The sequence below is a fragment of the Cryobacterium sp. M23 genome, assembly GCF_002929655.1.
Classification (GTDB): domain Bacteria; phylum Actinomycetota; class Actinomycetes; order Actinomycetales; family Microbacteriaceae; genus Cryobacterium; species Cryobacterium sandaracinum.
On sequence record NZ_PJJV01000081.1, the window covers coordinates 116,578 to 137,071 of the forward strand.

The 20,494-nt window shown below is 64.4% G+C and carries 22 protein-coding genes and 1 pseudogene; 7 read left to right on the forward strand and 16 right to left on the reverse strand.

Annotated features, from left to right (window positions below; genetic code table 11):
- Positions 1–87: 87 nt before the first annotated feature.
- From CXY82_RS15140 to CXY82_RS15185, 9 genes and pseudogenes are all read right to left on the reverse strand, one after another.
- Entirely contained in the window at positions 88–693 is a 606-nt protein-coding gene (locus tag CXY82_RS15140) for a hypothetical protein (protein WP_146067701.1), read from the reverse strand.
- A 397-nt stretch (positions 694–1,090) separates the two neighbouring features.
- The gene (locus CXY82_RS15150) at positions 1,091–1,726 is read right to left on the reverse strand and encodes a substrate-binding domain-containing protein (protein WP_233199377.1); all 636 of its coding nucleotides are present in this window, start codon (positions 1,724–1,726) and stop codon (positions 1,091–1,093) included.
- 129 nt (positions 1,727–1,855) lie between these two features.
- Positions 1,856–2,068 (reverse strand): annotated as a pseudogene (locus CXY82_RS18700) (prolipoprotein diacylglyceryl transferase family protein); the annotation flags it as partial.
- Positions 2,069–2,175: 107 nt separating this feature from the next.
- Positions 2,176–3,396 carry a M23 family metallopeptidase gene (locus tag CXY82_RS15155; protein WP_158252204.1) on the reverse strand — a complete coding sequence of 407 codons (1,221 nt, stop codon included), beginning with the start codon at positions 3,394–3,396 and terminating at the stop codon, positions 2,176–2,178.
- A 43-nt stretch (positions 3,397–3,439) separates the two neighbouring features.
- A complete protein-coding gene (locus CXY82_RS15160) occupies positions 3,440–3,886 on the reverse strand; it encodes a M23 family metallopeptidase (RefSeq protein ID WP_146069148.1) in 447 nt (148 codons plus the stop codon).
- Positions 3,887–4,291: 405 nt separating this feature from the next.
- A complete protein-coding gene (locus tag CXY82_RS15170) occupies positions 4,292–4,912 on the reverse strand; it encodes a DUF305 domain-containing protein (protein WP_104171645.1) in 621 nt (206 codons plus the stop codon).
- Between the two features lie 80 nt (positions 4,913–4,992).
- On the reverse strand, positions 4,993–5,454 hold the full coding sequence (locus tag CXY82_RS15175; RefSeq protein WP_104171646.1) for a hypothetical protein: 462 nt from the start codon (positions 5,452–5,454) through the stop codon (positions 4,993–4,995).
- 102 nt (positions 5,455–5,556) lie between these two features.
- Entirely contained in the window at positions 5,557–7,848 is a 2,292-nt protein-coding gene (locus CXY82_RS15180; RefSeq protein ID WP_104171647.1) for a cation-translocating P-type ATPase, read from the reverse strand.
- Positions 7,845–8,066 carry a heavy-metal-associated domain-containing protein gene (locus CXY82_RS15185; RefSeq protein WP_104171648.1) on the reverse strand — a complete coding sequence of 74 codons (222 nt, stop codon included), beginning with the start codon at positions 8,064–8,066 and terminating at the stop codon, positions 7,845–7,847. Before CXY82_RS15185 ends, CXY82_RS15180 begins: the two co-directional genes overlap by 4 nt.
- A gap of 343 nt (positions 8,067–8,409) precedes the next feature.
- Between CXY82_RS15185 and CXY82_RS15190 the strand changes: the two genes are divergently transcribed.
- Positions 8,410–8,736, forward strand: a complete 327-nt coding sequence (locus CXY82_RS15190) for a metal-sensitive transcriptional regulator (protein WP_304481776.1) — start codon at positions 8,410–8,412, stop codon at positions 8,734–8,736.
- Between the two features lie 40 nt (positions 8,737–8,776).
- On the opposite strand, the gene CXY82_RS15195 is transcribed toward CXY82_RS15190, so the two are convergent.
- Together CXY82_RS15195 and CXY82_RS15200 are read right to left on the reverse strand one after the other, a co-directional pair.
- Positions 8,777–9,874, reverse strand: coding sequence for a beta-propeller fold lactonase family protein (locus CXY82_RS15195; protein ID WP_233199370.1), 1,098 nt, complete (start codon positions 9,872–9,874; stop codon positions 8,777–8,779).
- Positions 9,875–10,125: 251 nt separating this feature from the next.
- Positions 10,126–10,311 carry a MerR family DNA-binding transcriptional regulator gene (locus CXY82_RS15200; RefSeq protein ID WP_233194188.1) on the reverse strand — a complete coding sequence of 62 codons (186 nt, stop codon included), beginning with the start codon at positions 10,309–10,311 and terminating at the stop codon, positions 10,126–10,128.
- 125 nt (positions 10,312–10,436) lie between these two features.
- Here CXY82_RS15200 and CXY82_RS18705 point away from each other — a divergent pair, with 125 nt between their 5' ends.
- Both CXY82_RS18705 and CXY82_RS18710 read left to right on the forward strand, forming a co-directional pair.
- Entirely contained in the window at positions 10,437–10,748 is a 312-nt protein-coding gene (locus tag CXY82_RS18705; RefSeq protein WP_370443714.1) for an FAD-dependent oxidoreductase, read from the forward strand.
- A gap of 6 nt (positions 10,749–10,754) precedes the next feature.
- A complete protein-coding gene (locus CXY82_RS18710) occupies positions 10,755–11,282 on the forward strand; it encodes an FAD-dependent oxidoreductase (RefSeq protein ID WP_370443715.1) in 528 nt (175 codons plus the stop codon).
- Between the two features lie 4 nt (positions 11,283–11,286).
- Here the strand turns inward: CXY82_RS18710 and CXY82_RS15210 are convergent, their stop codons facing one another.
- The 5 genes from CXY82_RS15210 to CXY82_RS15230 form a co-directional block, all read right to left on the reverse strand.
- Entirely contained in the window at positions 11,287–12,501 is a 1,215-nt protein-coding gene (locus CXY82_RS15210) for an MFS transporter (RefSeq protein ID WP_104171650.1), read from the reverse strand.
- Positions 12,494–12,832: an ArsR/SmtB family transcription factor gene (locus CXY82_RS15215; protein ID WP_370443716.1), complete on the reverse strand. Its 339-nt coding sequence runs from the start codon at positions 12,830–12,832 to the stop codon at positions 12,494–12,496. Before CXY82_RS15215 ends, CXY82_RS15210 begins: the two co-directional genes overlap by 8 nt.
- Positions 12,833–13,097: 265 nt before the next feature.
- A complete protein-coding gene (locus tag CXY82_RS17420; RefSeq protein WP_158252205.1) occupies positions 13,098–13,265 on the reverse strand; it encodes a hypothetical protein in 168 nt (55 codons plus the stop codon).
- Positions 13,266–13,276: 11 nt separating this feature from the next.
- The gene (locus CXY82_RS15225) at positions 13,277–15,229 is read right to left on the reverse strand and encodes a cation-translocating P-type ATPase (protein ID WP_104171652.1); all 1,953 of its coding nucleotides are present in this window, start codon (positions 15,227–15,229) and stop codon (positions 13,277–13,279) included.
- The gene (locus tag CXY82_RS15230) at positions 15,226–15,612 is read right to left on the reverse strand and encodes a helix-turn-helix transcriptional regulator (RefSeq protein WP_104171653.1); all 387 of its coding nucleotides are present in this window, start codon (positions 15,610–15,612) and stop codon (positions 15,226–15,228) included. The genes CXY82_RS15225 and CXY82_RS15230 overlap by 4 nt, the downstream gene beginning before the upstream one ends.
- Before the next feature lie 140 nt (positions 15,613–15,752).
- Here CXY82_RS15230 and CXY82_RS15235 point away from each other — a divergent pair, with 140 nt between their 5' ends.
- From CXY82_RS15235 to CXY82_RS15255, 4 genes are all read left to right on the forward strand, one after another.
- Positions 15,753–16,547 (forward strand): arsenic resistance protein, encoded by a 795-nt coding sequence (locus CXY82_RS15235; protein ID WP_370443717.1) that lies wholly within the window; start codon positions 15,753–15,755, stop codon positions 16,545–16,547.
- 409 nt (positions 16,548–16,956) lie between these two features.
- The gene (locus CXY82_RS15240; RefSeq protein ID WP_104171655.1) at positions 16,957–18,438 is read left to right on the forward strand and encodes an NAD(P)/FAD-dependent oxidoreductase; all 1,482 of its coding nucleotides are present in this window, start codon (positions 16,957–16,959) and stop codon (positions 18,436–18,438) included.
- Positions 18,439–18,548: 110 nt separating this feature from the next.
- Positions 18,549–18,911, forward strand: coding sequence for an SRPBCC family protein (locus tag CXY82_RS15245; protein WP_233199371.1), 363 nt, complete (start codon positions 18,549–18,551; stop codon positions 18,909–18,911).
- 1,152 nt (positions 18,912–20,063) lie between these two features.
- A complete protein-coding gene (locus CXY82_RS15255; RefSeq protein WP_104171657.1) occupies positions 20,064–20,387 on the forward strand; it encodes a zf-TFIIB domain-containing protein in 324 nt (107 codons plus the stop codon).
- Positions 20,388–20,494: the final 107 nt, after the last annotated feature.

Consider the following 20,494-nt stretch of genomic DNA (forward strand, 5'->3'; position numbering starts at 1 on the left):
CCACTATCATCGTTGCCCGGCGCAACCCGGTGCTCCTGGCGCGTGACTGCAGGCATGTGCCCGGACGGCCTTTCTTCCGTGATGCCACTACTGTGACTCCTCTGTCTGGGTGCGCGTATGCGCCTGGTCGGGTCGGTTGCCGGAGGCGGTCGGCGTGGCTGCGTGCTTTCGGCTGCGCAGCGCCGTCCAGACCAAAGCGCCGAGAGCGGCGAAGACGGCGAGCGTCGATATCCACCCTGGAATGAAGGCCAGGAACTGCTGGATGACGGCGGCCCAGTGCCCCAGTGCTGCGGCAAGTTCAACCTGCCACCCGTCCGGTGCCATGCCCGGTCCCTGCACTGCGAGGACGACGGTGAGCACGCCCATGGCGATCATCAACCCGCTTGAGAGCACTGTTCCCACGGGCAACCGCCACCGGGCCCCGGGCCCGATCGGGATGGTCGTGGCCGCGAGCAGGCGACTGGCTCCCCAGTCTTTTCTGTCCCACACCAACGCCAAGGCGCACACGGGAGCGACCATCCCGAATACGTAGGCGACGCCCACTGCGGCGGCGGCCGGGAAAGACGAAGTGGCACCGGAGAGCGCCGCCACTCCGGCGAGGACTGGGGCGCAGCACGCGCTGGCGGCACCGGAGAACACTCCGAGTCCGTACACCGAGCCGATGCCCGTTCCGCCGCCGCGTCCAGAAGGCATCGATAGCGTCATTTTCCAGCCCCCCAGGGTGGCAACGCCCACTGCCACCATCGCGAGACCGACGACACTGAAAATTCCCAAAATGGTACTGGAACAAAATGCGGCTGAGGAACGCAGCGCCCAAGGCGATGGGGAGGATGATGGTGCCGACCCCGGCGGCGAACACCAGTGTCATGCCGAGGATCTGGCTCCGGCTGCGGAAGCTGGAAGCGAAGAACGCCGGCAACATGACGGAGGCGCAGCATGGGACCAGGAGGGCCACGCCGCCGCCGAGAAACGCTGCCAGGATCGTTGTCGAGAGCAAGACCTGCCCCATGAACGAGCTCCAATCAATACCAGTCGGGCGCATCCCAAACTACTATTCACCATAGTAGTTAAGCGTGGCTGAGCGTTCACCCTACGGCCGACGACGGCTCCTGGAGGCTGCTGCACTGTCTTGAATGACGACGTTTGGCTGGACGGCGGGGGTGACCGCCTGGACGCTTCCGCCATCGATCAACCCGTGGAGTAGCTCGCGGGCGCGCGATCCGAGATTCGCGAAACTTTGGTTCACTGTCGTCAGCTTGGGCAACCAGATCTTCGCGAGCGGATGGTCGTTGACTCCCACGACGCTCACGCCAACCGGAACTGACTTGCCACCGTCGGCGAGGCCGCTGATGACCCCTATCGCCAGGACGTCGTTGCCGCAGAAGATGGCTGTGATCTCACCGATCTTCGCGAGTAGACGGCCGATCTCTCGTCCTGAGTGGGGGTCTCCACTGGCGTGAATGACCTCGGGTGGGACCACCCCGGCGGCGCGGAGAGCACGTCGCCAGCCCGCGCCTCGGTCGTCTTCTTCCTGCTGTGGGGGAGCGTTGGCGTAATGAACTTGCGAGTGGCCGAGGTTCAGGAGGTAGGTGACGAGTTCTTCGGCTGCGCTTGTGCTGACCCGCGCGGATCCGTTGACAACGCGAGAGACGGTCGCCACGGCAACGCCGGTTAGGCGAGCGACGCCGTTGATGACCGGCTTGGTGTTGTGGTCAGTATCAGGCATTAGCCGGCGCATCGATAGTGTGAACGGGGACCCCGGGTCGAGCCTGCGGAGCCCAGCACCTCGAATTCGGGTCGTCCATAAGTTGGCTCCGGGACACAAATAGTCCGTCGGATGGGTGGCCCCATGGTGGAGCCGCCCGCTGATGACCCCGAAAGGGACTGCCCACAAGGTGAAATCAAGGACGATTCCGGGTCCTCCACCACGGTGGGTGAGCCGCCGGGAAGTCAGAATGAGGGCGGCTGCGATGGCCGCGAGGATGAACAGGGCGTAGAAGTGGAGCAGGATCGGCTCCAGTTGGATGGACCTGACATCGGGGCTCGGGATGCGGGCATGAATGTTCATCAGCGGGGAGATCTTTCGTGGGTTGAGTGTGGATGGCGCGTATTGCTGTGGGGCTGGCGGAGGGCCCGTCTGATGCTGCCGCGCGTTTTCGGGACCCCCGCCTGGGGCTAACCAAGGGTGATTCCTCGCGCGCTCATGAAGGGTGCCGGGTCAATGCGCGCTCCATCAACCCGAGCCTCGAAGTGCGAATGGCAACCGCTGGACGCCCCGGTCGTGCCGACGAGGGCGGTCGTCTCGCCGGCGGCCACGCTCTGGCCATTGCCGACAAGGATCTGGCTGTTGTGGGCATAGCCGGTCTGCACACCGTTGCCGTGATCGAGGAGAACCCAGTTGCCGTAACTGCCGAGATAACCGGAGTAGATGACGGTGCCGCCGGTGGCCGCCGAGACCGCCTGCCCGCACCCGGCAGCGATGTCGGTGCCGTAGTGAAAGGCTCCGACACCGTCAACGGGTTTGGAGGCTCGTGGGCCGAAGGAGTCGCTGATCCATCCAGACACAGGAAGCGCCCATCCCTGGCCGCTGAGTTGACCGAGATCGCGGTCCGCGCTCCCAGCGTCACCGCCGGTGCTGGGGGCAGCGGTTGCAGCGGCGGCCGCCGCAGCCGCCGCCGCCGCCGATCGTCGTGCTTCCTCGTCCGTGGCAAAGTCAGCTTCTGTTGCCGCACGATTTTCGGTCAGGACCGCCAGTTGAGCCTGGAGGGTGCCCGAGTTCTGTTCTTGTTCGGTGAGCTTGGTCTCCAAGGCGGTGCTGGCGGTGGTGGCATCGGTCAGAGCCGTCTCCGCTTTCTTGGCCAACGCGCCAAGCTCCTTCTGTGCAACATTCGCCTGGTCGGTCAGGGAGGTCGCGGAGTTACGGTCTGCTGCTGCCTGGTCATAGATCTTGCTTGAACGCTCGGTGAGATTGCTCATGGCGCCGAGCTGGTAGAGCAGCGCGTCGGAGTTTTCTCCTTCAAGGAAGATGTTCATCGAGAGGTCGGAGGCACTCGCACGCGCCAGCAAAGCCGCCAATCGGCCGGCTTGTTGCTGCGAAATGTTGGCGAGCTGGTTCGCTTTATCGGCCTGGCCCTGGAGCGTCGTGGCACGGTAGGTGGCCTCGTCGAATGCGCCTTGAGCGTGCTCGTAATCAGCGCCACGGCGCGTGGCCAGGTCACGGGCCGCAGCCACCTCGGTCGTCAGCCCGGCGATGAGGTTTTTGAGCACCGTGATTTGAGTTTGCTTCGCCGTCTCGTTTGTACGGGAGGTCTCAACGTCTGACCATGACGGGTATTCGGCTGCCGCCGCACGCGGCGCGACCCCGATGATGGCGAGGAGGGAAAGAGTGGCCACCATCCCTCCAGCCCACTTCGGGAGAAGCGGGTGTCGAGGTCGTGATTCAGTTTGCGTCATTGGGGCGAACTCTCTCTGTGAGCCAGGCGAATGGGTCCGTCGGCTTTGAACCGCCGAGGAGGATCTCGAAATGAAGGTGTGGACTGGTGCTCTGCCCGGTGCTGCCGACGTTGCCGACGAGCTGGCCGACGAGTACGGGTTGCCCGATTTCGAGAGCTAGGGTGCCTTCCGACATATGGGCGTAGAGGCTTCTGACCAGGCGGCCGTCGATCATGTGCTCGATGATGGCGTACACGCCGAGGCCGCTGTCGTCGGTTGCCGAGACGTCCTTCACGATGCCGTCCGCGATTGCCTGGATGGGAGTGTTCACGCCGGGATTCATGTCCAGGCCCTTGTTGAAGCTTGAGTAGCCGTCGCAGGACGGCACACGCGGACCGAAGGCCGTCGTGATGGGGACCCCGACTGTGAACGGCCACTGAACTGGCGAAGTCACGTCCTTGACATAGCTGGCCGACCTTTGGTTATAGGCGCCTGGCTACGGCTTCTGCACTCGTCCCACGGTGAAACCGTCGCGTAGGATTCTGACGGTGTCTGCTTCGTTGATGGGCACGACCTGGGGTGCGTCAGCGGCCAGTTGGCTCTGTGGATTCGCCGCGGCCGGGCCGGGTTTCACAGCGAGAGCGGGGAGCGAGACACTGACGGCGAAAAGCGCGACGAAGGCCATCGCCACGACGCCGAACAATAGCCGCCGCACTGGTGGCGGAGCCGGTCGGTCGGACTGTTGTCGGCGCGGTTTGTGTGCCAGCCTGCGGGGCTGCCGATAACGCTGTTGTTTTTCTGCCGCCCGCAGAAGGCGACGGGTCTCGATAGGCTTTACCGCCGGGAAAGGTGAGGGGTCCTACAGGGTGGAGAGGATGTCCTTCATGACATCGATCTCATTGGTCTGGCTCGTGACGATGTTCGACGCCATGGCCTTGGCGTCCTCGTTTTGACCTTCATCCAGTTCCACCTCCGCCATCATGATCGCGCCCTGATGGTGGACGATCATCTGTTCCAGGTACAGCTCGCCGGCCTGCGGGCCCGACGCATTCTCCAGGGCCATCATGTCGTCGTCGGACATCATTCCATCCGAACCGTCACCCATCCCCGACATTCCATCCATGCCGCCGGTGCTGGTCTCATCGGTGCCCCACTCGGTGAGCCAGTCTCTGAGCTGCTCTATTTCCGGTTCTTGGGCAGCTTTGATCTGCGTGGCGAGGTCAGTGATGCGCACGTCGACCTCGCCCTTGGCGAGGATGTCCTCGCTCATCTCGACGGCTTGCTCGTGGTGAGGGATCATCATCTGTGCGAAAGTCACATCAGCCGACGCGAAAGAAGCGGAGGCAGTGGGGGCGCTGGATGACCCGGACGAGCTGCTGGGCTCCGTCCCGTTGGTGCAGGCGCTGAGCGTGAGAATGGCGGCGAGGGCCGCCCCTGCCAAAAGATACGTACGTGGTTTAACCATTGTTTTTCCATTCATGAGTAGACCTGAGAAACCGAGGCGCCGGCAGGGCGCAAGAAAGCCACGCGGCCACGAGGGCGCGTCGGTGGCGGTTCGGTCTAAATGCGACTGATGGAAAGAATGGTCAGATTCGGCCTGTGAATATCCAGTACAGGGCGGAGAGAGAGCCAAACGATGTGACCGCCCGCGTCGAGCAGTCGGCGGTACGTTGACGGCAACCGAGCCAACAAGATCAATGATGCAATCACCAGCAGAATGGTGCAGGTCATCGCGACGATCGCACAGTCCAACAAGCAGTCGGAACAATCGACGGCTCCGAGACCGGTGTGGGCGATGACGGACATCGCCGGGACTGCGACTGCCGCGACGTTCGGGACGACACCGGCCTGTGTGGTGTGGTCGGACGCAACTTGGGTCCAACCTGTCTCGTGCCCGGCATGCGTTGAGTTCATGGCCAGCACACCGAACAGAAGTGCGGCCATGGCGACCAGCGCCACCAACCCGGACGTGAGGACGGGGCGGTTGCGCGAAGCAATGTGTGCCGTGCTATCCAGCTTCATGTCACCTCCGGTACCGTGCCTGGCGGAGTCGATTCCCGCACATGCCTGCCCCAAGAGTATCGACTTTCACATGGTGTGACCTGTGAGATGCGATTCCACAGGTCACCCGATGGTGGCAGGATGTTCGGTGAGCGTTCCGGTAGGTATCGGGGCACTCGCCACGTTGAGTCCGCGAAAGCCGCGCAGCCGAAGGCTGTTGCTCACCACGAAAACAGATGACAGCGCCATGGCCGCGCCGGCGATCAACGGGTTGAGCAAGCCCAGCATGGCCAGCGGGATCGCCGCCACGTTGTAGGCGAAGGCCCAGAACAAGTTGGCCTTGATGGTCGACAGGGTGCGCCGGGAGAGTCGGATCGCATCAGCTGCCGCGATGAGGTCGCTTCTGACCAGGGTCAGATCGCTGGCCTCGATGGCGACATCCGTTCCCGTTCCCATCGCAATGCCCAGGTCCGCGGTGGCCAGTGCCACAGCGTCGTTCACGCCGTCGCCGACCATGGCAACCACGCGACCCTCGCTCTGCAGCTCCCGGATGATCTGAGCTTTCTCGGCCGGCAGCACACCGGCACGAACGTCGCTGATACCGACCTCAGCCGCAACGAAGGCCGCGACGGCCTCGTTGTCGCCGGTGAGGAGCACCGGCTGCAGACCCAGGCGACGGAACTCCGCGATCGCGGCAGCGCTGGTGTCTTTGACGACGTCAGAGACGGCGAGGATACCCCTGGCCTGGCCGTCCCAGGCGACGGCGACCGCGGTTCGACCCTGTGCCTCGAAGGCGGCCAGCACCGTCTCGAGCTCTGACGGAAGCGGGATAGTCCACTGTTCCGTCAGCCAGCGCGGACGTCCCACGAGAACGACCCGACCGCCGACCAGGGCTTGAACGCCGAGACCGTCCGTCGACGCGAAGGACTCGGGTGACGGTAGTTCGCCGGCGCGTTCCCGGGCACCAGACACAATCGCCTGGGCGATGGGATGTTCGGAACCCGTTTCCGCGGCTCCGGCGAGGTGAAGCAAGAGCTGCTCGTCTCCACCAGCGACGGGAACGGCGGCCACGAGCGTCATCCGGCCGGTCGTGACCGTGCCGGTCTTGTCGAGCACGATGGTGTCTACCCGGCGGGTTGATTCGAGAATCTGGGGTCCCTTGATCAGGATGCCCAACTGCGCACCACGCCCGGTGCCCACGAGCAGAGCGGTCGGGGTCGCCAAGCCGAGCGCGCACGGGCACGCGATGATGAGCGTCGCCACGGCCGCGGTGAATGCGACGACGGTCCCTGCTCCGAGCAGCAGCCAGACCACAAGGGTGGCCAGCGACAACCCGATCACGATCGGGACGAAGATCGCTGAGACCCGGTCGGCGAGGCGCTGTACTTCGGCCTTACCGGTCTGCGCCTGTTCGACCAAGCGGCCTAGCTGGGCGAGCTGCGTGTCCGCGCCAACGCGGGTGGCCCGCACGACCAGGCGACCACCCGAGTTCAAGGTGGCGCCGACCACGGCTGCGCCGGGCCCGACCTCGACCGGAACGGACTCGCCGGTGAGCATGCTGACGTCGATCGCCGAGTTACCTTCTACAACGGTTCCATCCGTGGCGATCTTCTCGCCGGGACGGACGACGAACTGGTCGCCGACGACCAGCGACGCGGTGGGGACGGTGGTCTCGACACCATCCCGCAGAAGGGTCGTCTCTTTCGCCCCGAGTTCGAGCAGCGCCTTCAGCGCGGCACCAGACTGTTTCTTCGCACGGGCCTCGAAGTAACGGCCGGCCAGGATGAACACCGTGACGGCGGATGCGACCTCCAGGTAGATTTCATCGGCACCGCTTCCCGGGGTGGTGGTGAAGCTGAAGGCCATGGTCATGCCCGGGACTCCAGCCATTCCCAGGAAGAGGGCGTAGAGCGACCAGCCGAGTGCGGCGAGCACTCCGATACTGATCAGGGTGTCCATAGTCGCAGCACCGTGGCGCAAATTCACCCAGGCAGCGCGATGGAACGGCCATGCTCCCCAGACGGCGACCGGGGCGGCAAGGGTGAGAGCCAGCCATTGCCAATTGGTGAATTGCAGCGGGGGGATCATCGAGAGCAGGAGCACGGGGGTGGCGAGCAGGGCGGACAGGATCAGCCGCTGGCGCAGGCTGGCCACTTCGCGGTCTTGGTCCGTGGGCATATCGAGTGTCGGCGCCTCAGGCGGTTTCGGACGTGCGGCCGTGTATCCGGTCTCCTCAATCACCGCGATGGCATCCTCAACCGTCGTGCCGTCAGGGATGAGGACACTGGCCTTCTCGGTGGCGTAGTTCACCGATGCCTCGACCCCGGGCATCCGGTTGAGTTTTTTTTCAATTCGCGCCGCGCAGGAGGCGCAGGTCATGCCGCCGACGAGAAGGTCGACCTGCTCTCCACTCATCGGGTCGCCGTGACCAGTTCGTAGCCTGCCTCATCGATGGCGGCGGCCACAGCGGCGGGATCGAGGGGTCCGGAGCTGGAGACGGTGACCACGGAGACGCCGCCCGGAACAAGGTCAACGTCCACGGCTTCGGCTCCGGCGACCTGGCCCACTTCGGCCGTCACGCTCTTCACACAGTGAGAGCAGGTCATTCCCGATACCTGGAAAGTGGTGGTCATGCCGGTAGGTTCTGCGGTGCGCTCGGATTTGTGATCGTGCGACCCGCACGTGCACGAAGAGTCAGAAAGACCAGGGTCGTTCATATTCAACGTCGACATAGTATTCGCGATTCCTTTCGTTCCTCGGCGATCGAAGCAACCGTCGGGACGTACTCCCAGGGGATACACCCACGGTATACCCCAGGGGGGTACCCGGTCAACATGAGACCGGTGCGCACAGTTGGTCACCCCGCCGCGTGTGAGGTATACCACCCGGGGGTATACTCGGAAAATTCAAAGTGCCACCACTCGCCGGCAGGCCACCGGGATCGCGCGGGGCAGACCAGATCGGATACACACATCAATGAGTGATTTCAACGACGAGAGCGCGATGACAACCCACGCTGGCCCGCGCGGCTATATATCGAGCAAAGACGCGTATGTGAAGCGCCTCCGACGAATCGAAGGACAGGCCAGGGGATTGCAGGGAATGGTCGCAGATGAGCTGTACTGCGTCGACATTCTGACGCAGATATCAGCTATGACCAGCGCTCTGCAGTCCGTGGCCTTGGGCTTACTCGAGGACCACATGAGCCACTGTGTTGTTGCCGCTGTCGCTGCTGGCGGTGAAGAAGGCGACGCCAAGATCAAGGAAGCTTCAATCGCAATCGCACGATTGGTCCGCTCCTAACCTCCCCCATGCGCACTGCGCCGCCAGCGCCTGACAGTGCCTAGTGCTTCATCGTCGACGAGTCGCCAGAAACCACCGGAAGCTCCAGCTTTGTTTCCGGGGACGGTTCGACGGTCTGCGTTGAGAAGCTAATTCCATTCGGTGTGGATCCGACCGGGATACGTGCCACGACGGTGAGCGACTTCAGATCGAGGACGGCGACCGTGTCTGCGGCCATGTTGGTGACGTACGCGTGTCGGCTGGAGGGGTCAATGACGACGCCGTGGGCGCCGTCGCCCGTCTTCACGCTCTTCACAACCTTGAATGTATCGACACTCAGGATCGAGACTGTTGTGCCTGGTTCGTCGTCGGTGCCCTGGTTGGCTACCAGTAGGTACTTGTTGTCCGGGCTCACGAACGTCTGGATCGGTCCGGAGCCGACCGCGGTCTTTCCAACCAGCTTGCGGGTGGCCACGTCTACCTTGGCAACGGCATTTTCCCCACTGAGCGAGGCGTACACGAAGCGTCCGTCCGGCGAGAATGCCACTTGGGCGGGCGCCGCGCCGACCTCAATCTCTGCGACCTGTGAGTTAGTTGCGGTATCGACGACGCTCAGAGTCGTTCCGCCGATGTTGGCGACGTAGATCCATTTTCCATCGGGGCTTGGCCGGAGCCCGTGTGGGCCTGTCCCGACGGGGATGGTGGCCACCGACTGCATCGTCGAGGCATTGACTGCCGTCACGGTGTCGTCAGCGTTATTGGTTGTGTAACTCGTCGTGAGATCCGGAGTGACGACAACGTGAGCAGGCATGGCGCCGGTGGCGACCATTCCCGTCACAGCCAACGTTGATGCGTCGAGCTTGATCGCCATAGACGTGGATCCACTGACGGCCCACACGGACTCCCCATCGGCTGTCGCCTGCACATTGTGTGGGCTCTTAAGACCGGTCAGGGTGGTTGCGACCTTGTTCGAGGCCGCGTCGATCGCGCTCAGGCTGGCGCCATCTTCGTTGGCGACCCAGACCGTTCCGGTCACGAGACCCTCATGCATGGCTACCCGGGCCTCCGGGTCATCGGTTGTGGTCATCAGAATTGTCGTCGCGGCCGCCACGATGACAAGGGGGATCGAGCCCATGGCCACTGCACGTCTTCTGTTCATTGCATTCCCGTCACTCATGCCGTTGTCTCTTCGGACGGACCCTCAGCGAGACCATGATTCGTCGAATTGTATTATTTACGATAATACTGCTTTCTATACAGGCCTGAGCAAAAACTCGCCTGCGCATCGGCTGCTGATGTGGTCGCGGCGACCGGCGGTCGGAGCACGTGCTCTCCGATGCCGCTGTTCCCGCAGCCCATGGCACGGTTCAATGTGTTCGACGCGAGGTCTTCAGGTAGTTGCAGATCTCGTCAGGATCGCATCCTGTGGGGTCTGCCGCAGCGACGTCTTGATGGAAGCCGGCAACTGTCGCGCGCCCGCCGAAAGCTCAGCCGACTGAGGGTGTCGTGCCCATATTCCCGATACCCCTTCGAGGCTCGCTCCGGCGGAGGAAGCAAGCCTCGATCCTCGACATAGCGCAGCGTTTTCGCCGTCATCCCGGCCACATCAGCCGTTCCTCCTATGCGCACCCTGTGCTCCTGCCATGACCGGACTCGTGGTCCGTGCACACCGCACTGCGCGGCGGCAGCGCGATTGCCGATTGGAAGCACTTGGAGGATTCATGTGTAAAACAACGCCGACCGACTTTGACTTGGCGATCATCGGTTCCGGTGGTGCAGCATTCGCGGCCGCGATCCTGGCGACCAGGCTTGACAAGCAAGTGGTAATAGTCGAGCGTGCAACTATCGGAGGCACCTGCGTCAATACGGGATGTATGCCGTCTAAGGCCCTGTTGGCGGCCGCCGAAGCTCGCCATGTTGCCTTCGATACGAGGCGATTCCCCGGCATCGCAGCCTCTGCGGAGCCGGTGGATATGAAGGAGCTAATCGAGGGCAAGCGCGCTCTGGTCACCACGATGCGGGCCAGCAATTAGGGGGACTTGATCGCCGAATACGATTGGGCCTTCCGTCACGGCGACGCAACGTTTACGGGAACTACGGAGGAGCCGCTACTGGAGATCACCTCGGACGACGGCAGCGTGGAAACCATGCGTTCGGACCAGTACCTTGTGGCCACCGGCTCCGCCCCGTGGGCACCACCCATTGCGGGGTTGTCCGAGGTGGGCTACCTGACCTCGGCGAACGCCATGGAGCTAGACGAAATGCCCGAGTCATTGCTGGTCCGGGGGGGGGGGGGCTACGTGGCCNTGTTCTCCCGGCTCGGCTGCGAGGTGACCGTCCTGGTGCGCTCCCGGCTGGCGTCGCAGGAAGAATCCGAGGGCACCCGCGACGTGATCGCCGAGGTGACAAGCGCCACCGGCAAGGAGACAATCCGGACCAGCAAGCTCCTCGTGGCCACCGTACGTAGACCCGCCACCGCGGACCTGCACTTCGACAAGGTCGGCGTCACAGTCGGGACACGAGGGCAGATCGAAGTCTCAGGCATGTTGACTCACACGAAGCCGTAGTCCTTCACCTATTGGCCTTCTGAAGCTGTGTTGACGCGGATGTCCACGACCGGACCGCCGCGAGTCCGGCGAGTACGGCGATGGCGGCCAGGGCGAGGGCAGTCGGGGCAAGTCCGAGCGTTGCCCCGAGGATCCCGGCCAGCAAGTAGGTGATGATGAAGCAGGCGTGGGAGAGCGAAAACTGGGCGGCGAAGACCGCGGGCCGGTTGGTGTCGTCGGAGTAGCGGCGGAGGAGCCGGGCCGACGGCGTGAGGATCAGTGCGGTCGCGGCGCCGAGAACGAACCAGACCGTGAGCACGCCGGGCCAGGCCGGCGCGGAGTCCTGAGCCAGGACCAGCAGCGCGACGGCGACGAGCCCGCTCGGGAGGATGGCGCATCCGGTCAGCATCACGCGTCGATCCGGATAGCGATCCAGCACCCGCGGCAGGTTGAGGGCGACGAGCATGGAGCCGAGTCCGTAGCAGGCGAGGGTGATCGCGAAATCGACCTGGGTTCGTTCGAGGCTGTTCCGCACGAGGATGACGGTGTTGACGATCACCATCGCGGTAGACGCGGCGACGACGAGGTTCATCGCGAGCAGTGCACGGAGCGGCGGGGTGCGCCAGAACACGCGCACGCCTCGAGTGAGCCGGTCGACGAACGGTGCGGCTGCGGTGGATCTCATCGCCGGGAGGGTGGTGGAGAGCACGAGTGTGGCCGAGCCGACGAGGCCGAGCGCTGTTCCCACGAACAGGGAGTGGTAGCTGATCACGGTCAGGAGCGCGGCCGCCAGGATGGGACTGAGCAGGGATTCCAGGTCGTAGGCCAGACGGGACAGCGACAACGCCCGCGTGTATTCGCTTTCCTTAGGAAGAACATTCGGGATCAGCGCCTGGAACGCGGGCGTGAAGGTCGCGGAAGCGGCCTGCAGCACAAAAATGAGAATGTAGATCTGCCAGGCCTCGGTGACGAACGGGAGCGAGATCGCAACCCCGGCCCGGAGAACATCTGAGGACACCAGCAGCACCTTGCGGGGGACGTGGCTGGTGAGCGCGGACACGACCGGGGCGACGCCCACATAGGCGAGCATCTTGATGCCCAGGACGATGCCGGCGTCCCCGCCGGCCAGATCGAAGGCGAGCAGCCCCAGTGCGACGGTGAGCAGGCCGGTGCCAATCAGCGCCACAACCTGGGCGCTGAACAGTTTTCGGTAGGCGGTGTTCCGCAACACGTCACGCATGCGCGTCCACCTCAAGGTCTGTGCTGGCGGTGTCGTGCGGGTGCCGGTGGTGGGCCGGAACGCCATCGAGGGCGTGCTCGGCCTGAAAGATGGCGTCGGCGACAAGCTGGCGGGCGTGCTCGTTCGCGAGGCGATAGAACACCCGGGTTCCTTCGCGCCGGGTAGTCACGAAGCGGGCGAGGCGCAGCTTCGCCAAATGCTGCGATACGGCGGCCTGGGACTTGTTGACGATTTTCGCCAGTTGGTTCACCGACAGTTCCGAGTCGCGCAACGCGAGTATGACCCGGATGCGCGTGGCGTCTGCGAGCATCGCGAAGACCTCCACGGCCAACTCGACATACTCACTTTCTGGGCCGAGCGTGCAACCATCCTCATATGCATTTATGCGCAGATTATTGCACACGGGCGAGCACGTTGCGGTGGCTGATACGGCCAAGCCACGAGTGTCCGCCTGTCGAGCCAGTCGATGGAGTTTCTGGCGTCTCCGCTGAATCGTTGGGCCGTGCCTGCGTGGAGGGTCCTGACCTGCCCGGCGCCGGAGGGATGGTGTACACGGTCAGCGCTGCATTGATCAGACCGGTGATCGCGGTAATGGTCTACGGGTCCAGCTGCGCGTTGATCGCCGCGTCGGTCGCGGCCCGCACGGCCACCCAGCCGATATGCGCGGACCTGAATCCTCGTGCCGTCCCGGCGGACGCGCGGGGGTTGTAGAGGAGCCGGATGCTGATCAACCCCAGGTCGGGGGCCACCCCGCGCGAGAGCATGGCTTCGGCGTTCACGCTGCCGCTTCCAGTGCTGGGGCGGACTGCGCGGCTCCCAGCGCGGTTGTGCGGCTCAGCCGGCCCGCCCGGACGCCGTTGGCGATCACGACGATTTCGGCCAGTTCGTGGATCAGGACCACGGCGGTCAGGCCGAGCGTGCCGAATAGTGCCAGGGGAATGAGCACGGCGATCAGCAGCAGGGACAGGCTCACGTTCTGGACCATGATGCTCCGGGTTCTCCGCGCGTGGTCGAGCACCTGGGGTAGGTGGTTCAGGTCCTCGCCCATCAGGGCGATGTCGGCTGTTTCGATGGCGACGTCGGAGCCCATGGCGCCCATGGCGATGCCGGTGTCGGCGGTTGCGAGGGCCGGCGCATCATTGACGCCGTCGCCGACCATGGCTGTGGGCTGGCGGGCTTTGAGGGTGCGGATGATTTCCGCTTTGTCCTCGGGGCGGAGGTCGGCGTGGACTTTGGTGATGCCCGCAGCCTTCCCCAAGGCGGTGGCGGTGATCAGGTTGTCGCCGGTGAGCATGACCGTGGTGTATCCGGATGCGCTCAGCCGGTCTATGACCTGCCGGGTTTCGGGACGCAGCTCGTCACGGACTGCGATGGCGCCGATGACCTGCCCATTGTCCTCGATGAGGACAGCGGTGGCGCCGGCCTGTTGCATCCGCTGGACGTCGGCGGCCAGGGGGCCGGCATCGATCCACCCCGGCCGGCCGAGACGCACACGTCGCCCGTCCACCCGGCCCTCCAGGCCGGCGCCGGGGACGGTATCCACGTCGGTGACAAACGCCCGGTCCGGAGCCGCGGCGAGAATGGCGTGGGCGAGGGGGTGTTCGCTGCGGGATTCCAGACCGGCCGCGAGGAAGAGGACATCGTCTTTGGAAGCGGATCCGGTGGTGGCGACATCGATCACGGCGGGTTTGTTGCGGGTGAGGGTTCCGGTCTTGTCCAGTGCGATGGTGCGGATCCGGCCGAGGGTTTCCAGGGCACCCCCGCCCTTGATAAGAACGCCCATGCGGCTGGCGGCGCCGACGGAGGCGACCACGGTGACCGGGACAGAGATGGCCAAGGCGCAGGGCGAGGCGGCGACCAGAACGACGAGCGCACGTTCGAACCACAGCAGTGGTTCGCCGACGATGAAGCCGAAGATGATGATCAGGACTGCAACGATCAGGATGCCCGGAACCAGCTTGCTGGCGATCGAGTCGGCCAGCCGCTGACCGGGCCCCTTGCGGGACTGCTCGGCCTCCACGATCCGAACGACCCTGGCCACCGAGTTGTTCTCAGCGGTGCTGGTGACCTCAACTTCGAGCGGGCCTGTGCCGTTGATGGACCCGGCATAGACCTCGGTTCCCGGTCCCGCCTCGACGGGGACGGACTCTCCGGTGAGCGCAGAGGTGTCCAAGGACGTGCGGCCGATGATGATCCTCCCGTCGGTGGCTAGACGTTCCCCGGGCCGGACGACCATGCGGTCGCCGGGGGCGAGTGCTGACAGGGCGACGGTGACCTCGGCGCCGTCGCGCAGGACGATCGCCTCAACCGGGACCAGGTCCAGCAGTGCGCGCAGACCGCGGCGGGTTTTCGCCAGGGAGTATTCCTCAAGCCCTTCCGAGATCGCGTAGAGGAATGCCAGCATGGCTGCTTCCTCGAACTGCCCGAGCGCGACCGCGCCGGCGGCGGCGATCGTCATCAGTGTACCGACCCCGATTTTGCCTTTGAGCAGTCGTCGGAGGGTGGACGGAACAAATGTCCAGGCGGCAATCAGAAGCGCCATGATTTCCAGCGGTAGCAGCAGCCCCTGGGGGCCGCCGGTCAGCGAGACGATCCACGCGGCAAGGAGAAGTGCACCGGAGGCTGCCGCCGCCCGGATCTCGCTCACCTGCCAGAAACTGGCGGCCTCCTCCTCTTCGGATTCCTCGGTCCCGTTTTTCTCGTCGCTGCAACCGCAGGCAGCACTCATGGTGTGCGCTTCTTTGTCAGGGGGACGCCGGTACTGCCGGTGCCGTAGATCGGGCACAGGCTGACCGCGTTGCCGGTTGCGGCGAGTAGAACCTCGGCCTGGGCGAGCATGTCAATCAGCTCCGGACGGGACAGCGAGTAGTACACGCTGCGGCCCTGCATACGGCCTTCCACCAGGCCGCACTCACGCAGGCACGCAACGTGCGCCGAAACCGTGGACTGGGCGAGGCCCAGCTCGCCGGTAAGGTCACTGACCCGTACCTCGCCGCCGGCCATTCGCTTCACAATGCTCAACCGGGTTGGGTCACTGAGGGAGTGGAACAGCGCCGCCGCAGGATCGCGTTGCCCGCACCCATCGGACAGAACCGAAGATTTGATCGTCATTAAACGATGATAGCGCTCAAGATGGATCCTTCTTCGCTCACCGCCGGGAGTCGGACATCGGCCCATCCGACGCGAGGGTAAGGGCGTTGTGCGTTTGCACGATGGCGGGACCCGTGCGGTAGATGGAGCGCCGGCGGATTGTGGACATCCGTTTTCTGGGCACCGTGATTGCCGTCAACTTCATCGTCGTTCCGGTGGTCGCGTTCGGCCTGTCACGATTCGTTGCCGGCGACCGGGCACTGCTCCTCGGTGCCCCGCTCGTGCTGCTGACTCCGTGTGTCGACTATGTGATCGTGTTCACCGGTCTGGCCGGCGGGGCACGTGAACGACTCTTGGCGGCCACACCTCTGCTGATGCTTCTGCAGATTGTTCTACTTCCCATTTACCTGCTGCTGTTCGCCGGCCCGGACACCGTCTCGATGATCGAGATTGAGCCGTTCCTCGAGGCGTTCCTCGTCTTGATCGTGATTCCCCTGCTGGCTGCGGTCACGGTTCAATGGGTTGGCCGTCGGCACCGGTTCGGCCGGGCAATCGAAGCCGTCATGCAGGTCCTTATGGTGCCGCTGATGATGGCCACCCTGGCGGTGGTGAGCGGATCCCAGATCGCGGCGGTGGGCACGCGGATCGCCTCGCTTCTGCTGGTGATGCCGCTGTACATCGCGTTCCCGGTCATCATGGTCGTCGTCGGGTTGTCAGCGAGTCGACTCGCACGCCTGGAAGTGCCGGCGACCCGTGCGCTCGTCTTCAGCGGGTCCACCCGCAATTCCCGGGTGGTGCTCCCTCTGGCGCTTGCGCTACCGGAGTCCCTGTCCGTGGCCGCACTGGCCGTGGTTCCCCAGACGCTCGTGGAGCTGGTCGGCATGGTGATCCTCGTGCGTCTCGTACCTCGGCTCACCGGCCAGCGTCGAGCCGCCGACAAAATCGCACATCGATGACGGATGTGGCGGCGCATCCAGTGCCGCCTTCGGTCTATGAGAGGCCTTTCACTCTGTGTACGGCACGCGCGAGGATGTGACCGGAAACGCACCGAAAACCCCTTGGCGTGACCAGAGTAGGCCCGTATTCGTCCGTGCCAGCGCGTGCACTAGCCATATCAAAACCGCGGAAATCCGCGGCATTTTGCCCCTATTGCGGGTGGGCCGCACGGCCGAGATTACTATCAGTTGTTTGGGTTCGAGTCCAGGCACCTCAGCACTACCGTGAGTTTTCATGAAAACCTGAGATTTGCGTATTTCCAGTCACACTGTTCGCACCGGGGACACTCAATCGCTGTCGTCGGCATGGTGTCTGTGAACGACGTCAGGGCACTAGGGAAGACTCTTCCCATGACGAGTGGAGAGTGACATGGTGACTGCGCGCCGAGGAGTGCCGGAAGTTGATGCGATCGTGGTCGGCTCCGGGCCCAACGGCCTCGCCGCCGCGGTCACCCTCGCCCGGGCCGGACTCTCTGTGCGCGTCTACGAGAAGTCCGCCGGCGTCGGTGGCGGCGCCGCGACCGCGGAACTGACCTTGCCGGGCTTCCACCACGATGTCTGCTCCGCCGTGCACCCACTCGCGCTGGCTTCGGAGTTCTTTCAACGATTCGGGCTCGCGGATCGGATCGAACTGGCAGTTCCCGAGGTTTCTTACGGCCACCCGCTGCCGGGCGGCACCGCCGGCCTCGCCTACCGCAGCTTGACGCGCACCGTCGCCGAACTGGGCAGGGACGGCGCGGCCTGGAATCGGTTGTTTGCGCCCCTCGTGGCGCATGCCGAGCAGGTCGCTCAGTTCACCGGTGCGCAGCTCCTGCGACTGCCGAAGCATCCGGTCACCGCACTGCGCTTCGGCTTACGCTCCCTCGAACAGGGCAGCCCGCTCTGGGGCCTGCGCTTCTCGGGCGAAGCCGCGCCTGCCCTGTTCTCCGGCGTCAGCGCCCATACGATCAGGTCGATGCCGAGCATCGTCACAGCCGGTGCGGGCCTCACCCTCGCCACGTATGCGCACGCGGGCGGCTGGCCGATACCGGTCGGCGGCAGCGGCGCGATCGTGACCGCGCTGGTCGACGATCTGCTCGCTCACGGCGGTGAGATCGTCACGTCGACCGAGGTGCGGCGGCTGAGCGAACTGCCGCCGGCCCGCGTGGTGATGCTTGACCTGACGCCGCGTGCGCTCCTGCGACTCGCCGAGGGCGAGCTTCCCGGCGCCTACGCGCGACGGTTGCGCGCCTTCCGGTACGGAAACGGCGTCGCCAAGGTCGACTTCGCGCTTTCGGGTCCGGTGCCCTGGCAGGCTGCCGGGGTGCGGGCGGCTGGCACCGTGCACGTGGGCGGCACTCGGGCTCAGATCCGGCGAGCCGAGAACACCGTTGCGCGCGGCGGACACGCCGAGGAGCCGTATGTTCTCGTGTCCCAGCCCAGCGGCACCGACCCCAGTCGCGCACCGGCCGGTCAGCACACTCTTTGGGCGTACACCCATGTTCCGCGCGGCTCAACCATCGACCAGACCGAAGCGATCGTGCGCCAGATCGAGCGCTATGCCCCGGGTTTCCGTGACACGATCCTGGCCAGCGCCGGTCGCACCGCGACGGAGATGGAACAGCTCAATCCCAACTACGTCGGCGGTGACATCTCGGCCGGCGAGGTGAGTCTGACCCAACTCGTGCGCCGCCCGGTACTGTCCACTGACCCTTGGCGCACCCCCCTGAGCGGCGTGTACCTGTGCTCGTCGTCCACACCGCCGGGCCCCGGCGTGCACGGCCTGGCCGGCTGGTACGCGGCCCTGAGCGCTCTTCGACACGACCTCGGGGTGCGCACAGCCCCAGATCTTTCCCCGACTAACCAGAAATAGGTGACACAGTGGCTGTGAACTACCGCACCATGAGCTGTCCGCCCGAGAACGTCTTCGCCGTCCTCGCTGACGTCTGGCTGTACCCGAGCTGAGTCGTCGGAGCCTCCCGCATGCGGGCTGTCGACGCGGCCTGGCCGACAGCCGGAAGCTCCATCCATCACTCGGTGGGCGTCTGGCCGGCTCTGATCGACGACTCCACCTCTGCTCTGGAGTGGGAATCACCTAGGCACGCGCTGTTCACGGCCAGTGGCTGGCCGATCGGGGAGTCCCACGTGGCCCTCGATGTGAAGGCACGAGGTGGCGGATGCGTCGTGCGCATCACCGAGGACGCCACCGCCGGCCCCGGCCGGTTCGTGCCCTCCTTCCTGCGCGACCCGGCCATCAGTATGCGAAACGTGGAGACTTTGCGCCGACTCGCTTTCCTGGCCGAGGGCGGTGCCGGGAGGGGCCCGAGAGCGCTCACCGACGCGTGACCACCCCCGGGACCGCGGCCATGATTGAGATGACCTAGTCCCAGTCCCAGCACGCTGGAGCGCACAGGAACAGCCGGGTCACGGGTGACCTCGGCCAGCAGATCACCCAATGAGGTGTCTGCGGCATGTCGCTCGGATGGGACGGGCCAACATATTATTGACGGCACTGCCGCGGCCGCGGTGAAGAGAGTCGTGCCGTTCCATATGCACCTGGAAGGACCACAATGTCAAACGTCATCAATACTCTGCCGGCGTAGTCCCGTATGAGCGCAGGGAACCCGAAAAAGTGACCATCCCGAATCGTTTAGACGCCGATGAGTACGACCGGCCTCGACACAAGAAGTCCGACTCCGTGCCCGATCCCGCCGCGCAATCGGGGAAGTAGATCGTGTTCCTTCTCTTCGGCACGCGTGCGCATCGTGCCGTGATAAACGTTGTCTCGTTTGTGTGCGGATATTGTGGGATTCTGGCCCAGCAGCGGGTGGTGAAAAAGTCGACGAAGCTTACGCTGTTCTTAATGCCATTGTTTCCCCTTGCCAAGTCGTACGCCAACGAGTGCACCAACTGCGGTGGCACCACACGACTCACCGCCACCCAGGTTCGGCACTCATTGGATTGGGCGACATCACGGGCCGCAGAAGACTAGGAAAGTTCAAAACAGCAAAGAGTTGTCTGCCCTGAGCCCGTGCCGCTGCGCACTGGCGTCGACGGACAGGCCTGGTTCGGAGAGCAACGCCCGAAGTCCTCCGGGAAATGGTTCGATTGAGTCGACCGCGTTGTCCTCAACGACCGTCTTATCGACACCCAGCAAAGTCCGCCATAAAGTTAGAGACCGCACGCCGTTTTCCTGCCCCTTGAGTTTCTGTTCCTAGACAGTCAGAAACCTAGACAGGAAGCGGCGTGCGGCCGTTAAGGCGCTCCGCAACACCCACGGATGAAGCAGGAGAGCCAAAATCTCCGTCGAATTCGTTCAGGACGGAGTCGTCCATCCGTGAAACCGTCACCGCCGAAAGCAATTGGTGCGCACTCCTCTCACACCACCGCAAGCGCGCGTGAACATCCATAGGGACGATTTCTGTCATCCGACGACTCTCAGGATCAGTCCGGTCGGGCGTCTAGGATCGAAAGTCCACGACGTCCTGGAGGAATCTTATGAAGTGCCCAAATGACTCAACCACCCTCGTGATGAGCGAACGCAGTGGCGTGGAAATCGACTACTGCCCCGAATGCCGCGGCGTGTGGCTGGACCGCGGCGAACTCGACAAGATCCTCGACCGCGTGGAAAAGGAAGCCGCCCAGGCGGCGCCGGTCCCGCCGGTCGCCGGGACACCGGTTCAGCCGTATCCGGACACCCGCAACCGCGCGCAGTACGGCGAGCGCGACCGGAGTTATGACGACCGAGACCGTGGCTACGACAAGCGTGACGGGTACCGTCCCAAGAAAAAGGAGAACTGGCTCGGCGAACTCTTCGGTTAGACGTGCGCGGGCTCACCCGCTCACGGCTCGGCGTCTCTATTTGTGAGCAACCTCCCAGCGGGATTCCGAGCCGACTGTCAGAGCCCCGGCGTAGCATCAGGGTATGA

Bases quoted from the DNA above. Each gene is read 5' to 3' on its own strand.
- CXY82_RS15140 (WP_146067701.1), bottom strand. From the start codon at position 693: ATGCCTTCTGGACGCGGCGGCGGAACGGGCATCGGCTCGGTGTACGGA.
- CXY82_RS15150 (WP_233199377.1), bottom strand. From the start codon at position 1,726: ATGCCTGATACTGACCACAACACCAAGCCGGTCATCAACGGCGTCGCT.
- CXY82_RS15155 (WP_158252204.1), bottom strand. From the start codon at position 3,396: ATGGTGGCCACTCTTTCCCTCCTCGCCATCATCGGGGTCGCGCCGCGT.
- CXY82_RS15170 (WP_104171645.1), bottom strand. From the start codon at position 4,912: ATGAATGGAAAAACAATGGTTAAACCACGTACGTATCTTTTGGCAGGG.
- CXY82_RS15175 (WP_104171646.1), bottom strand. From the start codon at position 5,454: ATGAAGCTGGATAGCACGGCACACATTGCTTCGCGCAACCGCCCCGTC.
- CXY82_RS15180 (WP_104171647.1), bottom strand. From the start codon at position 7,848: ATGAGTGGAGAGCAGGTCGACCTTCTCGTCGGCGGCATGACCTGCGCC.
- CXY82_RS15185 (WP_104171648.1), bottom strand. From the start codon at position 8,066: ATGACCACCACTTTCCAGGTATCGGGAATGACCTGCTCTCACTGTGTG.
- CXY82_RS15190 (WP_304481776.1), top strand. From the start codon at position 8,410: ATGAGTGATTTCAACGACGAGAGCGCGATGACAACCCACGCTGGCCCG.
- CXY82_RS15195 (WP_233199370.1), bottom strand. From the start codon at position 9,874: ATGAACAGAAGACGTGCAGTGGCCATGGGCTCGATCCCCCTTGTCATC.
- CXY82_RS15200 (WP_233194188.1), bottom strand. From the start codon at position 10,311: ATGACGGCGAAAACGCTGCGCTATGTCGAGGATCGAGGCTTGCTTCCT.
- CXY82_RS18705 (WP_370443714.1), top strand. From the start codon at position 10,437: ATGTGTAAAACAACGCCGACCGACTTTGACTTGGCGATCATCGGTTCC.
- CXY82_RS15210 (WP_104171650.1), bottom strand. From the start codon at position 12,501: ATGCGTGACGTGTTGCGGAACACCGCCTACCGAAAACTGTTCAGCGCC.
- CXY82_RS17420 (WP_158252205.1), bottom strand. From the start codon at position 13,265: ATGCTCTCGCGCGGGGTGGCCCCCGACCTGGGGTTGATCAGCATCCGG.
- CXY82_RS15225 (WP_104171652.1), bottom strand. From the start codon at position 15,229: ATGAGTGCTGCCTGCGGTTGCAGCGACGAGAAAAACGGGACCGAGGAA.
- CXY82_RS15230 (WP_104171653.1), bottom strand. From the start codon at position 15,612: ATGACGATCAAATCTTCGGTTCTGTCCGATGGGTGCGGGCAACGCGAT.
- CXY82_RS15240 (WP_104171655.1), top strand. From the start codon at position 16,957: ATGGTGACTGCGCGCCGAGGAGTGCCGGAAGTTGATGCGATCGTGGTC.
- CXY82_RS15245 (WP_233199371.1), top strand. From the start codon at position 18,549: ATGCGGGCTGTCGACGCGGCCTGGCCGACAGCCGGAAGCTCCATCCAT.
- CXY82_RS15255 (WP_104171657.1), top strand. From the start codon at position 20,064: ATGAAGTGCCCAAATGACTCAACCACCCTCGTGATGAGCGAACGCAGT.